Source organism: Rhizobium sp. SL86 (assembly GCF_026672545.1).
Lineage (GTDB): Bacteria > Pseudomonadota > Alphaproteobacteria > Rhizobiales > Rhizobiaceae > Neorhizobium.
Window position 1 is genome coordinate 242,109 of sequence record NZ_JAPPRJ010000001.1, and the last position, 13,840, is coordinate 255,948.

General features: G+C 62.3%; 15 protein-coding genes. 10 read left to right on the plus strand and 5 right to left on the minus strand.

The window, feature by feature from the left end; genetic code table 11:
- Positions 1-95: 95 nt before the first annotated feature.
- Entirely contained in the window at positions 96-362 is a 267-nt protein-coding gene (locus OU993_RS01250; RefSeq protein ID WP_268154245.1) for a sel1 repeat family protein, read from the minus strand.
- A gap of 501 nt (positions 363-863) precedes the next feature.
- On the opposite strand from OU993_RS01250, the gene OU993_RS01255 reads away from it, so the two are divergent.
- The 4 genes from OU993_RS01255 (at position 864) to OU993_RS01270 (ending at position 3,440) form a co-directional block, all read left to right on the plus strand.
- Positions 864-1,205, plus strand: coding sequence for a DUF2147 domain-containing protein (locus tag OU993_RS01255; RefSeq protein ID WP_268154247.1), 342 nt, complete (start codon positions 864-866; stop codon positions 1,203-1,205).
- Positions 1,206-1,365: 160 nt separating this feature from the next.
- Positions 1,366-1,533 (plus strand): hypothetical protein, encoded by a 168-nt coding sequence (locus tag OU993_RS01260; RefSeq protein ID WP_268154249.1) that lies wholly within the window; start codon positions 1,366-1,368, stop codon positions 1,531-1,533.
- Positions 1,534-1,617: 84 nt separating this feature from the next.
- Positions 1,618-3,117: an AMP nucleosidase gene (amn, locus tag OU993_RS01265; RefSeq protein WP_268154251.1), complete on the plus strand. Its 1,500-nt coding sequence runs from the start codon at positions 1,618-1,620 to the stop codon at positions 3,115-3,117.
- A gap of 44 nt (positions 3,118-3,161) precedes the next feature.
- Positions 3,162-3,440, plus strand: a complete 279-nt coding sequence (locus tag OU993_RS01270) for a hypothetical protein (RefSeq protein WP_268154253.1) — start codon at positions 3,162-3,164, stop codon at positions 3,438-3,440.
- A gap of 86 nt (positions 3,441-3,526) precedes the next feature.
- On the opposite strand, the gene OU993_RS01275 is transcribed toward OU993_RS01270, so the two are convergent.
- A complete protein-coding gene (locus OU993_RS01275; protein ID WP_268154255.1) occupies positions 3,527-4,492 on the minus strand; it encodes a lysylphosphatidylglycerol synthase domain-containing protein in 966 nt (321 codons plus the stop codon).
- Between the two features lie 90 nt (positions 4,493-4,582).
- Between OU993_RS01275 and OU993_RS01280 the strand changes: the two genes are divergently transcribed.
- Both OU993_RS01280 and OU993_RS01285 read left to right on the plus strand, forming a co-directional pair.
- Positions 4,583-5,602 carry a glycosyltransferase family 2 protein gene (locus OU993_RS01280; protein WP_268154257.1) on the plus strand — a complete coding sequence of 340 codons (1,020 nt, stop codon included), beginning with the start codon at positions 4,583-4,585 and terminating at the stop codon, positions 5,600-5,602.
- The gene (locus OU993_RS01285) at positions 5,583-7,094 is read left to right on the plus strand and encodes a glycosyltransferase family 39 protein (RefSeq protein ID WP_268154259.1); all 1,512 of its coding nucleotides are present in this window, start codon (positions 5,583-5,585) and stop codon (positions 7,092-7,094) included. Before OU993_RS01280 ends, OU993_RS01285 begins: the two co-directional genes overlap by 20 nt.
- Here OU993_RS01285 and OU993_RS01290 read toward each other — a convergent pair whose 3' ends face one another.
- On the minus strand, positions 7,095-8,465 hold the full coding sequence (locus OU993_RS01290) for an aspartate aminotransferase family protein (protein ID WP_268154261.1): 1,371 nt from the start codon (positions 8,463-8,465) through the stop codon (positions 7,095-7,097).
- 150 nt (positions 8,466-8,615) lie between these two features.
- On the opposite strand from OU993_RS01290, the gene OU993_RS01295 reads away from it, so the two are divergent.
- Positions 8,616-9,974 (plus strand): glutamine synthetase family protein, encoded by a 1,359-nt coding sequence (locus OU993_RS01295; protein ID WP_268154263.1) that lies wholly within the window; start codon positions 8,616-8,618, stop codon positions 9,972-9,974.
- Positions 9,975-10,008: 34 nt separating this feature from the next.
- Positions 10,009-10,212: a hypothetical protein gene (locus tag OU993_RS01300; protein ID WP_268154265.1), complete on the plus strand. Its 204-nt coding sequence runs from the start codon at positions 10,009-10,011 to the stop codon at positions 10,210-10,212.
- Between the two features lie 19 nt (positions 10,213-10,231).
- On the opposite strand, the gene OU993_RS01305 is transcribed toward OU993_RS01300, so the two are convergent.
- Positions 10,232-11,191, minus strand: a complete 960-nt coding sequence (locus OU993_RS01305) for a diacylglycerol/lipid kinase family protein (protein WP_268154267.1) — start codon at positions 11,189-11,191, stop codon at positions 10,232-10,234.
- A gap of 263 nt (positions 11,192-11,454) precedes the next feature.
- Here OU993_RS01305 and OU993_RS01310 point away from each other — a divergent pair, with 263 nt between their 5' ends.
- Together OU993_RS01310 and OU993_RS01315 are read left to right on the plus strand one after the other, a co-directional pair.
- Positions 11,455-12,690, plus strand: a complete 1,236-nt coding sequence (locus OU993_RS01310; protein ID WP_268154269.1) for an MFS transporter — start codon at positions 11,455-11,457, stop codon at positions 12,688-12,690.
- A gap of 74 nt (positions 12,691-12,764) precedes the next feature.
- On the plus strand, positions 12,765-13,178 hold the full coding sequence (locus tag OU993_RS01315) for a DoxX family protein (RefSeq protein WP_268154271.1): 414 nt from the start codon (positions 12,765-12,767) through the stop codon (positions 13,176-13,178).
- Positions 13,179-13,210: 32 nt separating this feature from the next.
- On the opposite strand, the gene OU993_RS01320 is transcribed toward OU993_RS01315, so the two are convergent.
- Positions 13,211-13,840 carry a L,D-transpeptidase gene (locus OU993_RS01320; protein WP_268154273.1) on the minus strand — a complete coding sequence of 210 codons (630 nt, stop codon included), beginning with the start codon at positions 13,838-13,840 and terminating at the stop codon, positions 13,211-13,213.

Sequence of the window (13,840 nt, forward strand, 5' to 3'; positions counted from 1 at the left end):
CAAGTCCGGTGGACCGATCGCGACCTTCCGAGGGTCTGCCATACATGGCGTCCCTCCCCCTTCGCCGGCGTCAGCATTCACCGGCGCATCCAGTGTCAGTGCATGGTCATCCATTCGCGGGCGGCGCGCAGCGCCTCGGCGAGCTGCATCTTCGTCATCGTGTGGGCGAGATCGGCGCGCAGTTCGGCAGCGCGGTCTGAGCCCTTGATCGCGGCAATGTTCAGCCACTTGTGCGCGGCCACCAGATCGACGTCGCAACCACGGCCGGTCGCATACATCAGCCCCATGTCGCAGAAGGTTTCGGCGCGGGCTTCGCCACCCATCGGGGCCATTTCGGAATGTGTCATGTCAAAGCGTGCCATCGGTCTGATCCCTGTTTCGAGCCTGTTGTTCAAAGTCCCTGTCTTACCTTTGCCCTCGCGGGGCGCCGTGCGGATCGCCATCTTGCAGTGGCTTTTTGTGATCCGTCCGGCCGGCAGGTTTGGCCTGCTCGTTTGATGGGTTCAGTATGCCGATGGGCCTTCAAAATTCGCCTAAAATGCATGATTAATTTGATGAAAACAAAGTCCAAACGCTTGGTAAAATTGGGTTTTCGTTAAACATCGCAAGCCCTGAGAAGGCGGGGTTTCGCGCATTTCGAAAGCTTCCATAAACCATGGCGATTTCACCCTTTGTTGACCACGCCATCAGCAGGCCGAACGTGATCTCCTAAAAATTCCGGCCGCGATCGGGGAAAAATGGCGTGAAAGAAGCCAGTTTACCTTTACGTGTGCGTAAGATAATTTGAGGCATCGACGCGCAGGATCACTGAGGAGATGATAACCGCGCAGCAATGATGGGTTCTCGACAGGAGGAGAAACGAGATGATCCGAACGATGATACTGACAGGCGCACTCTTGGTCGCAAGCCTGGCGCCGGCCGTGGCTGCCGAACCGATTGTTGGCAGCTGGAAGACGGCGAGCGGTGAGACCGCCGTCATTGCCCAGTGCGGCTCCGCCTATTGCGTGACGCTGAAGACGGGCAAATATGCCGGAAAGCAGATCGGCAAGATGAGCGGCACCGGCGCCGAATACAAGGGCGAGATCACCGACCCCGCCGCCGACAAGACCTATAGCGGTTCCGGTTCCGTCAGCGGCAATGCGCTGAAGATGAAGGGCTGCGTGATGTCGGTGTTCTGCAAGACGCAGACCTGGACGCGTCTATAACCTCAGCCGATAAGCCTTGACGATCAGCGGAGGCGGTTAACGCCGCCTCTTTTGGCCGCCCGATCCGTTCATCACTTTGAACGTCGGATGAACCGCCATCTCAGCGTCAGTTCATGAGTCCACGCGCATATTACCTCTCGTTCCAAGCGGGAGACGGACAATGCCGAAGATTGCAAGACGCCTGACAATCATCACCCTCACCATGGCGCTGTTTGCCGTTTCGCTTTCAACCTTTGTCGAGACGCAGCGCCGCGTGCCGGATCTCCAGGCGGGTCGCGCGTCGATCTGCCAGCCGCTCACGGGCAACGGCTGCGGCGGAACGCTCTGAGCCTACGTAAACCACCCTCCGAAATTTACCGAGGTGTCGCGGGAGCGTAATTGGCTTGTTAAGAAGAGCGCATTATAATGCGCCATGACAAAACGAATCTACACACTCTCCTCTCCGAACTTCATCAAACCCGAGCCGTTCGAACCGCAGGTCTTCAGCGATCCGACCACGGCGGTTGATGCGCTCATCGAGCTTTACGAGCGCAACACCTCGTTTCTCATCGACGCGTTCGCCCATCTTGCCAAGGGTGCTCCGGTCGCCGGCCGGCTGCGGGCCTGTTATCCGCAGGTCAGCATCGAGACGACCAGCTTCGGTCATGTCGATTCGCGCCTTTCCTACGGCCACGTCTCGGCGCCTGGCGTCTACACGACCACGATCACCCGACCAAAACTGTTTCGCCAGTACCTGGTGGAGCAGCTTGGGCTGCTGATGCGCAATCACCATGTGCCGGTCACGGTCTCCGAGTCGGAAACGCCGATCCCGCTGCATTTCGCCTTCGGCGAAGGCGCGCATGTGGAGGCGTCGTCCTCGACCGTGCTCGCGGACATGCCGCTGCGCGATCTCTTCGACACGCCGGACCTGAACATCACCGACGACCTGATCGCCAATGGCGAATATGATCAGGTGCCGGGTGAACCGGCGCCGCTGGCACCGTTTACCGCGCAGCGTATCGATTATTCGCTCGCCCGCCTCAGCCATTACACCGCGACGGGCGCCGAGCATTTCCAGAATTTCGTGCTGTTCACCAACTACCAGTTCTACATCGACGAGTTTGCCGCCTGGGCGCGCGAACTGATGGCGAATGGTGGTGAAGGCTATACGGCCTTTGTCGAGCCCGGCAACATCGTCACGCCGGCGGGTACCGTCCGGGCGGCCGAGACGGCGGTGCGACTGCCGCAGATGCCGGCCTATCACCTGAAAAAGGACGGCCATGCAGGCATCACGCTCGTTAATATCGGCGTCGGCCCGTCGAACGCCAAGACGATCACCGATCATATCGCCGTGCTGCGTCCGCATGCCTGGCTGATGGTCGGCCATTGCGCCGGCCTGCGCAACAGCCAGCGGCTGGGCGACTACGTTCTGGCGCATGCCTATATGCGCGAAGACCATGTGTTGGATGACGACCTGCCGGTCTGGGTGCCGATCCCGGCGCTGGCCGAAGTGCAGAAGGCGCTGGAGGATGCGGTGGAGGAAATCACCGGCCTCGAAGGTTTCGAGCTGAAACGCATCATGCGCACAGGCACCGTCGCGACCATCGACAACCGTAACTGGGAACTGCGCGACCAGCGTGGGCCGGTGAAACGGCTTTCCCAGGCGCGCGCCATCGCGCTCGACATGGAATCGGCGACCATCGCGGCGAACGGTTTCCGTTTCCGCGTGCCCTATGGCACGCTGCTCTGCGTGTCGGACAAGCCGCTGCATGGCGAATTGAAGCTGCCGGGCATGGCGACCGAATTCTACCGCACACAGGTGCGCCAGCACCTGAAGATCGGCATCCGCGCCGTGCAGAAACTCGCCGAAATGCCCACGGAAACATTGCATTCGCGCAAGCTGCGCAGCTTCTACGAGACGGCGTTCCAGTGACATGCAGCATGATTGCGAGTAGGATGTCTGCATAGGAGGCTCCTATGCAGATGTCATGCCCCATCGACGCCGATTTGTTGAATGAAGCGAGGCAGATTGCCGGTTTGCCGGAAACGTCAACCGCGAATGACATACTGCGTCACTTCGTGACAATCGAGCGGCAGCTAAGAGCTGTCTCCGCGCTCGAAGGCATCGGGTGGGAAGAGCCAGATGGTTCTGCGGCGTATTTCAAGGATCTCGCACGGAAATTCCGCGCCCTGATTGCCGGTCGCAAACATACTCCGGCCGAGGATCTGGTGCGCGAGGGACGCGATGATAGGTGAGCGGCGGATGACCGGTTGTTGCGAAAGTTGCGACAGGGTCCCGATAAGCGTTTCAAGGGCCTTGTTGTCTCTCTGTCGGAGCTCGCCTAACGCTCCCCCGCCCCGCCCCGCGCCACCAGCATCGACAACAGGGTTCCCACCACGGAACTGACGATGATCAGCAGATGCGCGTTGACCGCCGCCTTGCCGAGGACTGCGAGCGCGCCTTCCGCATGATCGGCACCGAAGCCGAGAGCGCCAGCGGTGATGCCGGCCGGATAGGTGCCGACGCCGCCCGGAGCATGCACCGGCAGAACGGAGGAGAGTTCGCCGCCGAGCGCCCCGCCGAAGGCCGGGCCGAGTGTCAGATCGCCCAGCAGGACCAATACCCAGGCCAGCACCGCCACCTTCACCGCCCAGTTGATCAGCGTCACGCCCCAGGCGCGGAAAAACGCCAGCCCGTCCACCGGCAGGCCGGCCTCCACCTCGGTCAGGATTTTTTCCAACCGCACAGGCAGCACCCCGTGCAGCAGGCGAAACAGCGGACGGCGGACGCCAAATCCAAGCGCCGGCGCCGCCGCGAAGACGAGCCACAGCAGCCAGGCCAGCGCATGCCCCTTCTCCAGCGCAAGACCGAAGCCGGCAGCGGCCAGAAGCGCATGCAGGTCGAGCAGCCGCATGACGAGAAGGGCAGCGCTTGCCCGCGGCAGCGAGACGGAAAACTCCTTCTTCATCAGCAGCGGAAAACTGACCTCGCCGCTGCGGAACGGCATCATCACGTTGAGCAGATTGTGCACCTGCACCAGCCGCAGCAGACGGCGGAAATGCCCCGCCGTTTCGCGCGGGAAATAGTCGTGGATGCGCCAGGTCCTCAGCACATAGGTCGACAGCAGCAACAGCATGGCGATGAGCAGCGTCTGCCAGCCGGCCTCCTGCCATCGCGCCAGGATATCCCCCCAGCCCCAGAACCACTGGATGAAGAGAATATAGGCAGCAACCGAGGCCAGCGTCACCAGGCTCGTTGCGTTGCGAATCAGCCACGGTTTTCGACTGGCAAGCATGTCAATCTTCATATAGAGGACGCGATCGAAGGGCCTACAGAGACAGACGACACATTGCGTCTTGCCACTGCGACCGGCCCAGAGCTTTAGGAGAAAGATCCCGTGCGGACAACAGCAGAGTCGATCGAGATCGCACCGGCACCCGTTGCAGCCATCGAGCTTTCGCTTGTCGTGCCCGTTTTCAACGAAGAAGAAAGCGTCGGCCCGCTGATTGCCCGCATTCAGGAGGCCATGGCCGGTTACAGCGAGCCCTGGGAGCTGATCCTCGTCGATGACGGCAGCACGGACGCCACGCTTGCGAACGCCCGCGCCGCGATCGGTCGCGCGGGGCTCGACCTCTACGTCGTTGCCCTGCAGCGCAATTTCGGCCAGACCGCCGCCATGCAGGCCGGCATCACCCAGGCACGCGGACGGCTGATCGCAACGCTCGACGGCGATCTGCAGAACGATCCGAAGGATATTCCCGAGATGGTGCGCGAGCTGGAGCGGCGCGAGCTCGACCTCCTCGTCGGCTGGCGCAAGAACCGCCAGGACGGGCTTCTCCTGCGCAAGGTTCCCTCTTGGATCGCCAACCGGCTGATCGGCCGCATCACCGGCGTGCGCCTTCACGATTACGGCTGCAGCCTGAAGATCTACCGTGGCTCGGTCATCAAGCAGGTCAAGCTGATGGGCGAGATGCACCGTTTCATCCCGGCCTGGGTTGCGGGCGTCGTACCGAGCTCACGCATCGGTGAAATGCCGGTCACCCACCATGCCCGCCAGCACGGCGTGTCGAAATACGGCATCTCGCGCACCTTCCGCGTGATCCTCGACCTGCTGTCGGTGATGTTCTTCATGCGCTTCAAGGCGCGGCCGGGGCACTTCTTCGGCTCGCTCGGCCTTGGGCTTGGTGCGCTCTCGGGCTTGATCCTCGCCTATCTTTTTATCGACAAGTTCATCCTCGGCAATGATATCGGCACCCGGCCGCTGTTCATGATCGGCGTCATGCTGTTCCTGTCGGCCGTCCAGCTGATCACAACCGGCATCCTGGCCGAGATGATTGCCCGCACCTATTACCGGGACGACAGTTCCGTCAGCTATATCGTGAGAGACGTCTACAGCGGTGAGCAACAGACTTCATAACCTTCTCGTTCGCCGTCCAGGAACCGTCTTCTGGCTGGTCTTCGGCTATTTCGCGCTCTGCGTCATCTTGCGCGTGCTGCGCTCCGACAGCATGCAGAATGACGAGGCAGAACAGCTGTTCCAGGCGCAGTTCCTGCTTCTGGGTTATGGCCGGCAGCCGCCCTTCTACAACTGGCTGCAGATCGGTACGATCGATCTCTTCGGCCTGTCGATCGCCAGCGTCTCGCTTCTGAAGAATGCGCTGCTGTTTCTTTGTACGCTGTTCTACTGGCTGGCGGCGCGCATGCTGATGGACGACCGGCGCCTGCCGCTGGTTGCCATGGTCGGCGTTCTGGCCGTGCCTTCCGTCACCGTGCTCGCCCAGCGCGACCTGACCCATGCGGTCGCAACGCTCTGTCTGGTCTCGATCTTCCTGTGCGTCTTCATCCGCACGATCAAGAGCCCGAGCCTTGCCAGCTATATCCTGCTCGGCGTCACGGTCGGCATCGGTGCCCTCACCAAATATAACTTCGTGATCCTCCCGATCGCCGCAGCGCTCGCCGTACTGCCGGAGGCTGACCTGCGCCGACGTCTGTTCGATTGGCGCATCCTGGTCGCAGGTCTCGTCGCGGCCGCCGTTGCGCTTCCGCACTTCATCTGGGCGCTGATACATCTGGATGCTGCCACCAGCGGCACCGTCGAGGCGATGCGCGCCGGTTCGTCCGGTGATGCCCTGCGCGACACGATCCGAGGGCAGATTTCCATCCTCATCTCGACGCTGAAGGCCGGCGTGCCGGTTATCCTTCTCTTCGGGATCGTCTTCTTCCGCCAGATCGGCGCCGCCTGGCGGGCCGAAAGCGTGTGGACGCGGGTGATCGGCCGGATGATCGTCGCCTGCCTGGTGATCGTGGCGCTGATCGGCATCGGCTTCGGCGCCTCCAGCATCCGCGAGAAATGGCTTTCGCCATTCCTGCTGCTTTTGCCGCTCTACCTGACGCTGAAACTTGCCGCCGCCGAGATCGACAGCCGGCAGAGCGTTGCGCGCATTGCCCCGCCCGTCATCGGCATCATCACCGGTTTTGCCATCTATCTGGCGATCAGCAATATCGTGGCGCCCTATTTCGGCAAATATGGCAAGGAACACGTGCCCTATCGCGCGGTGCTCGAAGAGATCATCACGAAACGCGGCGAACGTCCCGCCTATATCATCAGCAGCGAGCTGATGACCGCCGGCAATACCCGCCTGCATTATCCGACCGTGCCCGTGCTGATGCCGGAATTCGTCGAACCCGTGCCGCTGACCTCCGCGCTGAAACGGGGACCCGGCCTGCTGATCTGGCCTGCCGGTTCAGGAATCCCCGACTCGATCGCCAGCCTTCTGGAGGCGCATGGTATCGCACCCCAGAGCCTTCAGGTTCAGACCGAAGTCGTTCCCTACAATTTTGCCCAGGACGGCGATGCCATGCGTTTCGACTATATCTGGCTCGAACAGGTGCCGGAAGCGCAGCGCTGATTAGCGCTGCGTGTCGCGCAGGTGGTCCAGCCCCTTGCGCAGCGTCTCGACCATCTGATCCACCTCCGACCGGCTGATGACGAGCGCTGGCGAGGCCAGCATGCGGTCGCCGGTTGCGCGCATGACCAGACCGTTTTCCAGGCAGTGGTTGCGCACCGTCATGCCGGCATCGTCCGGTTTGGCAAACCGGCGGCGGGTCACCTTGTCGGCGGCGATCTGGACACCGGCGATCAGCCCCACCGCATCCACCTGGCCGACGATCTCGTGATCCTCAAGCGTCTTCAGGGCGGCGGCGAAATAGGGGCCGATATCGGCGCGCACGCGGTCGACCAGCCCCTCCTCCTCGATGATACGCAGGTTTTCCAGCGCGGCGGCCGCACAGACCGGATGGCCGGAATAGGTATAGCCGTGGTTGAAATCGCCGGCCTCCTCGATCATCACCTTGGCCACACGATCACTCACCAGCACGGCGCCGATCGGCAGGTAACCGGAGGACAGGCCCTTGGCGACGGGGGCGAGATCCGGCTTGAAACCAAAATGCTGATGGCCGAACCAGGTGCCGAGCCGGCCGAAACCGCAGATCACCTCGTCGGCAACGAGCAGGATGTTGCGCGCCTTGCAGATGCGCTCGATCTCCGGCCAATAGGTGTCCGGCGGAACAATGACGCCGCCCGCGCCCTGGATCGGTTCGGCAACGAAAGCGGCGACATTCTCCTCGCCCAGTTCGTCGATCTTCGCCTCCAGTTCGCGGGCCATCTTCAGGCCGAATTCGTCCGGCGTCAGATCGCCGCCCTCGGCATACCAGTAGGGCTGGCCGATATGCGAGATACCCTCGATCGGCAGGTTACCCTGCTCGTGCATGTGCTTCATGCCGCCAAGCGAGGCGCCGGCGACCGTCGAGCCGTGATAACCGTTGCGGCGTGCGATCACATGCGTCTTCGTCGGATGGCCGAGCGCCTTCCAGTAGACGCGGACCATGCGGAACCAGGTATCGGTCGCCTCCGAGCCGGAATTGGTGAAGAAGACATGATTGAGCAGACCACCGGTATGGGCGGTGATCTTCTGCGAGAGCAGCGTGGTGGGCGGCGTCGTGGTGCCGAAAAAGGTGTTGTAATAGGGCAGCTCGTTCATCTGCCGCTGCACGGCCTCGGCAATTTCCCGCCGGCCATAGCCGATGTTGACGCACCAGAGACCGGCGAAACCGTCGAGATATTTCTTGCCCTGCGCATCGAAGATGTAGACGCCTTCGCCACGCGCGATGATGCGGGTGCCCTTCTCGTTCAGCTGCTTCATATCGGAGAAAGGGTGCAGGTGATGGGCGGCATCAATGGCACCGAGATTGGAAAGAGGCATCGGCTGGTTCACGGTCATCCCTCGCATGGATCCGAAGCACAAAAGGCGGGCTTCGCCATGGCTGATTGTAAGGCGGATTCTGATCGGCTACGAACATGGACCAACGGGAACAGGTTTGGCAAGCAGCCGCAGACGGCGCGGGTCCGACCTTAAGCAGGACGGGTTTATATGACGGACGAGACGGGCAAACAGGCAGGTGGCGACACACAGACGGCGCCGCGCATCGAGGTCCTTCTGGTCGGCATGAACGGTGACCTGCGCGGCAAGATGATACCGCTGAGCGCCGAGGAGAAGGTGTGGAAAAACACCGTACGCCTGCCCTCCTCCACCCAGTCGCTCGACATCTGGGGCGACGACAATGACGATATCACCGGCATTTCGCTGACGCTCGGCGATCCGGACGGTATCTGCATGCCGGACAAAAACTCGCTCACCACCCTGCCCTGGGGGCCGGCGGGCTCGAAACAGGTGATGGCGACGATGCACACGCTGTCGGGCGAACCGCATTTCATCTGCCCACGAGCGATTCTGGCCGGGGTCCTCAAAAAATATGCAGAGCGCGGCCTGACGCCGGTGGTGGCAACCGAGCTTGAATTCTACGTGGTGGAGCCGGATTTCCGAAAAACGGGCAAACCCACCCCGCCGATGGCGTTGGTGATGAATGGCGAGGTGGAGGGGTTCCAGCTCTACGACATGCGGGCAACAGCCGCGCTCGAAGATTATCTCGATACCGTTCGCCGCTACTGCGATCACATGGGCCTGCCGGCCGACGCGACGACGGCCGAATTCGGCCCCGGCCAGTTCGAGGTGAACCTCCTGCACAAACCGGATGCCATGGCCGCCGCCGATGACTGCATCTACCTGAAACGGGTCGTGGATTTTGCCGCCCGCCGGCATGGCCTCAAAGCCACCTGCATGGCCAAACCCTATGGCGACCAGGCTGGTTCCGGCCTGCATGTGCATGCCAGCATCCTCGACCGCGACGGCAACAACATTCTCGACGCCAAGGGCGGCGATCCGGTGCGGCTGAAATCGGTCACCGCCGGCATGCTGAAGACCATGCAGGAGGCGCAGCTGATCTTTGCGCCCTTTGCCAATTCCTACCGCCGCTTCCAGCCGGGATCCTTTGCGCCCGACAAGATCGACTGGGGGTTTGGCCATCGCGGCACGGCGGTGCGCATTCCCGACAGCAACGGCCCGGCCGCCCGCATCGAACATCGTGTGGCGGGCGCCGACGCCAATCCGCACCTGCTGCTCGCGGCGATCCTCGGCGGCATGCTGCTCGGCCTCGACGAGACACTGGACCCCGGCCCGGTGACCACCCCCGACAGCGCGCCGGACAACCCGCAGATCCTCACCCACGATTTCCTGACGGCGGTTGACCGTTTCCGCGCCTCAACCTTCATCCGCGACACGTTCGGAGCCGAATACCAGCGCATCTATGGCGAGACCAAACACAAGGAAGCGATCACCTATCTGCGCACCGTCTCAAGCTTCGACTACCAGACCTATCTGCCGCGGATTTAAGGAAGGAAGAGCTGCGTCTCGAAGGAGGAATATGATGCCAAGACCGGCGGACGACGTCTTTGCGGAAACCATGTCTCTGGAGATGCTGGAAGCCTCAAATGCCCGTGCACGGCAACTGAGCGAGGAATTCGACGCAGTTCAGTCGTCGCAGGCTGTCCGCGATCACGCGCAGAAGTCGATAGGGTTAGGGGATTCCGGCATCGCGCCGTCCCCCTCGGAGAAGGATGGCGCATTTTAGACGCCTGCCGCGGCCGGGATCATAGCCCCGCCGCCTCCGAAGCCACACCCTGCTGCGCCTGGACCTGGGCGATCGGCGCCTGCGGCTGGCGGACGAGCACCTTCAGTTCGCCGGCATGGATCTTCAGCGTCACGTCGCGGTCCATCGGCAGAAGTTCGCCATCGATGACGCAGCGGATATCCTTGCGCTCACGCGGGAAATGCAGTTCCACCTCGGTTGCGGTCATGGCGCTGACGGCCTCGTTCTCCTTCAGCCGGCCGCGCAGGATGTCGATGGCGAGTGTGGCGACCCCCGGCGGGGTCAGCGCATCGGCGACATAAAAACCGAGATGGCCGCCGGTGGCGCTGTCGGCATACAGAAGACCGTCGCTGCCAAATTCGTTGTTGGAGACCGAGATGGCCGAGACCTTGCGCAGTTCCTTGCGCCCCTCGACGGTAAATTCCACTTCGAAGACAGGCGGATTGAACATCACGCCAAACGCTGCCCGCGTGCTGGCGCGGATCTTGCCAAGCCGCGAGGCATAACTCATCTGATTGCGATAACGCACCATGCGGGCATGCAGCCCGGCGGAAAACTGGTGCACGAAACTTCTGCCATTGGCGCTGGCGATATCGGCCTGCTGTACCTCGCCCTTGGCCAGCACGTCGAGCACCTGCCAGATGTCGAGCGGCAGCTTCAGGGTGCGGGCAAAGAGGTTCATCGTTCCCGCCGGAACGATGCCGAGCGCAAGACCGCTCTGCCAGGCAATCGAGGCGGCCGCGGAAATCGTGCCGTCACCGCCGCCGGCAATCAGCCCCTCGACGCCGCTTGTCGCCGCCACCGTCTCCATGGCCTCCACCACGTCCGGACCTGCCACAACACGGCATTCGATCGAGTGTCCTTCGGACTTGAACACTTCGGCGACCCGACGGCTATAGGCGTCCATGTCCGTCGTCTTGAAGGTGCCGCCGTCGCGGTTGAGGATGGCAATGAGGTTCATCTGGGCGGGAATTCCACAAAATGGCTGCGCAAGGAAACGGACAAACTTGCAAATGGTTGCTTGCAGGCCAGACCGCAAGCACCACCCTCATTCATCCCAGAGGATCGTGATTATTTCGCGGCGCTGCATTTCCCCTCTCCCGCACCGCAAAATGATATGGTAGCCTTAGTATTGATCCACATCAAAGACCTCCTCCCGAAAATTCACGGCCAATGCCCTTCCGGCAAAGGCCCTTCTTTTGCGCGAATGCCGTGACCAATATCATGACCGATGCCCCCGCCGTCTATCCGTCCGCGTCCTCCACCGCCAGCCAGCCCGATGAACAGACGCGCCTTTCCCCGCTGTCCGTCGCCTTGATCGAACTGGCGCTTGCCGTTGGCGGCTTCGGGATCGGAACGGGCGAATTCGCCATCATGGGCCTTTTGCCGAACGTCGCGTCGACCTATGGCGTCAGCATTCCGCAAGCCGGTCATGTGATCAGCGCCTATGCGCTCGGCGTCGTCATCGGCGCGCCGATCATTGCGGCGCTGGCCGCCAAACTGCCACGCAAGACACTGCTTCTGCTGCTGATGTCGTTGTTTGCGCTTGGCAATGCACTGAGCGCGCTGGCGCCGGCTTTTGGCAGTTTCACCCTCATGCGCTTCATCACCGGCCTGCCGCATGGCGCCTATTTCGGCGTTGCGGCGCTGGTGGCCGCATCGATGGCAGAGCCGCATCGCCGCGCGCGCGCCGTCGGCCGCGTGATGCTGGGGCTGACCATCGCAACGCTGATCGGCACGCCGCTCGCCACCTTCCTCGGCCAGATGATGAGCTGGCGGGCCGCCTTCCTGCTGGTGGCCGGCATCGGCGCAATAACCGTGGCACTGATCGCCATCTACCTGCCGAAGGACAAAGTGGCGGAAGGCGCCAGCATCCGCCGCGAACTCAGCGCCTTCACGCGGCTGCAGGTCTGGCTGTGCTTTGCCGTGGCCGCGGTCGGCTTCGGCGGCATGTTCTCGATCTTCAGTTATATTGCCAAGACCACGACGGATACCGCCGGCCTGCCCACCGGCATGGTGGCGATCGTGCTGACCCTTTTCGGCATCGGCATGAATGTCGGCAATGTGCTCGGCTCGCGCATGGCGGATTATTCGCTGAAAGGCACGATCGGCGGCATGCTGGCCTTCAACATCGTGATGATGAGCGTCTTTTCGCTGACCGCCCACACTCCGGTCATGTTGTGCGTCTGCGTCTTTCTCACCGGCTGCGGTTTTGCCGCCTGCCCCGCGGTCCAGACCCGGCTGATGGACGTGGCCGCCGATGCGCAGACGCTCGCCGCCGCCACCAACCACTCCGCCTTCAACATCGCCAATGCGCTCGGCGCCTGGCTGGGCGGGCTGGTGATTGCCGCGGGCTACGGCTACGGCGCCACCGGTTATGTCGGCGCGGTTCTCTCCGCGCTGGGGCTTGCCGTCTTTGCCGTTTCGGTGATTTTGGAAAGGCGTGAAAGCCGGGGATAGTCGACGCCTCGGCGCTTCCAAATGTCTGTGGACTTGATACGGTGGCCGAAATGCAACCTATGAGGGATCCACTCATGACCACAACAGACAGCGGGCGCCTGCCCTCCGCACTGGACATCTTTGCAACCAATTGGTTCGGTTATCTCGCCCGAACCGTTCTGACCTTCATGTTTTGGGGAAGCGGTCTTTCCAAGCTGCTGGACTTTCCAGGCGGGGTGGCGGAAATGGCGCATTTCGGCCTGGAGCCGGCCGTCGCCTTCAATATCGCCGTCATCATCACCCAGCTCGGTGGCTCGGCCCTGATCATCCTCAATCGTCACGCCTGGCTCGGCGCTGGTGCCCTCGCCGTCTTTACTCTCCTCACCATTCCGATCGCGCACAATTTCTGGGCTCTCGAAGAGCCAATGCGGACCTTTGAATTCCACGTCGCCGGAGAACATCTGAGCATTGTCGGGGCCCTGATGCTCGTTGCCTGGAAGTGCCGCTGAAACAACGGCACCGACCTTTCCTATGCCTCCGTTTAGGCGCGCGCCGTTTCCTGGATCACCACGACGCGGTCGCCCACCTTCACCCGCGCGTAGAGGTCGATGACGTCGTGGTTCATCATGCGCACGCAGCCGCTCGACATGGCGTGACCAATCGAGTCCGGCTGGTTGGTGCCGTGGATGCGGAAATGCGTATCGTTGCCGCCACGATAGAGATACATGGCGCGTGCGCCGAGCGGGTTGTTCGGGCCGCCCGGCATGCCGCCCGCATATTTGAGGTTCTTTTTCGGATCGCGGCGGATCATGTTGGCCGTCGGGGTCCAGCTCGGCCATTCCGCCTTGCGACCGATATAGGCGCTGCCGGAGAGCGCCAGCCCGGCCCGGCCGACCCCGACGCCGTAGCGCATCGCCCGACCGTTCCCCAGCACGTAATACAGCCGTCGCGCCGGCGTATCGACAACGATCGTGCCGGGCTTGTGGTCACTGACATAAGCCACTTCCGTGCGGCGCAGTTCCGGCTTGATCTTGTCGATCGGCACTTCCTTCAGCGGGAAAGGCTCGCTCGGACGCGCGGCGTAATCGGCCTGGGAGTTCATCGCGGTGGTGGAGCATCCGGCCAGGAAGAGCGGCAGCCCGAAGATCAGCCCGCGGCGCGAGATCGACAT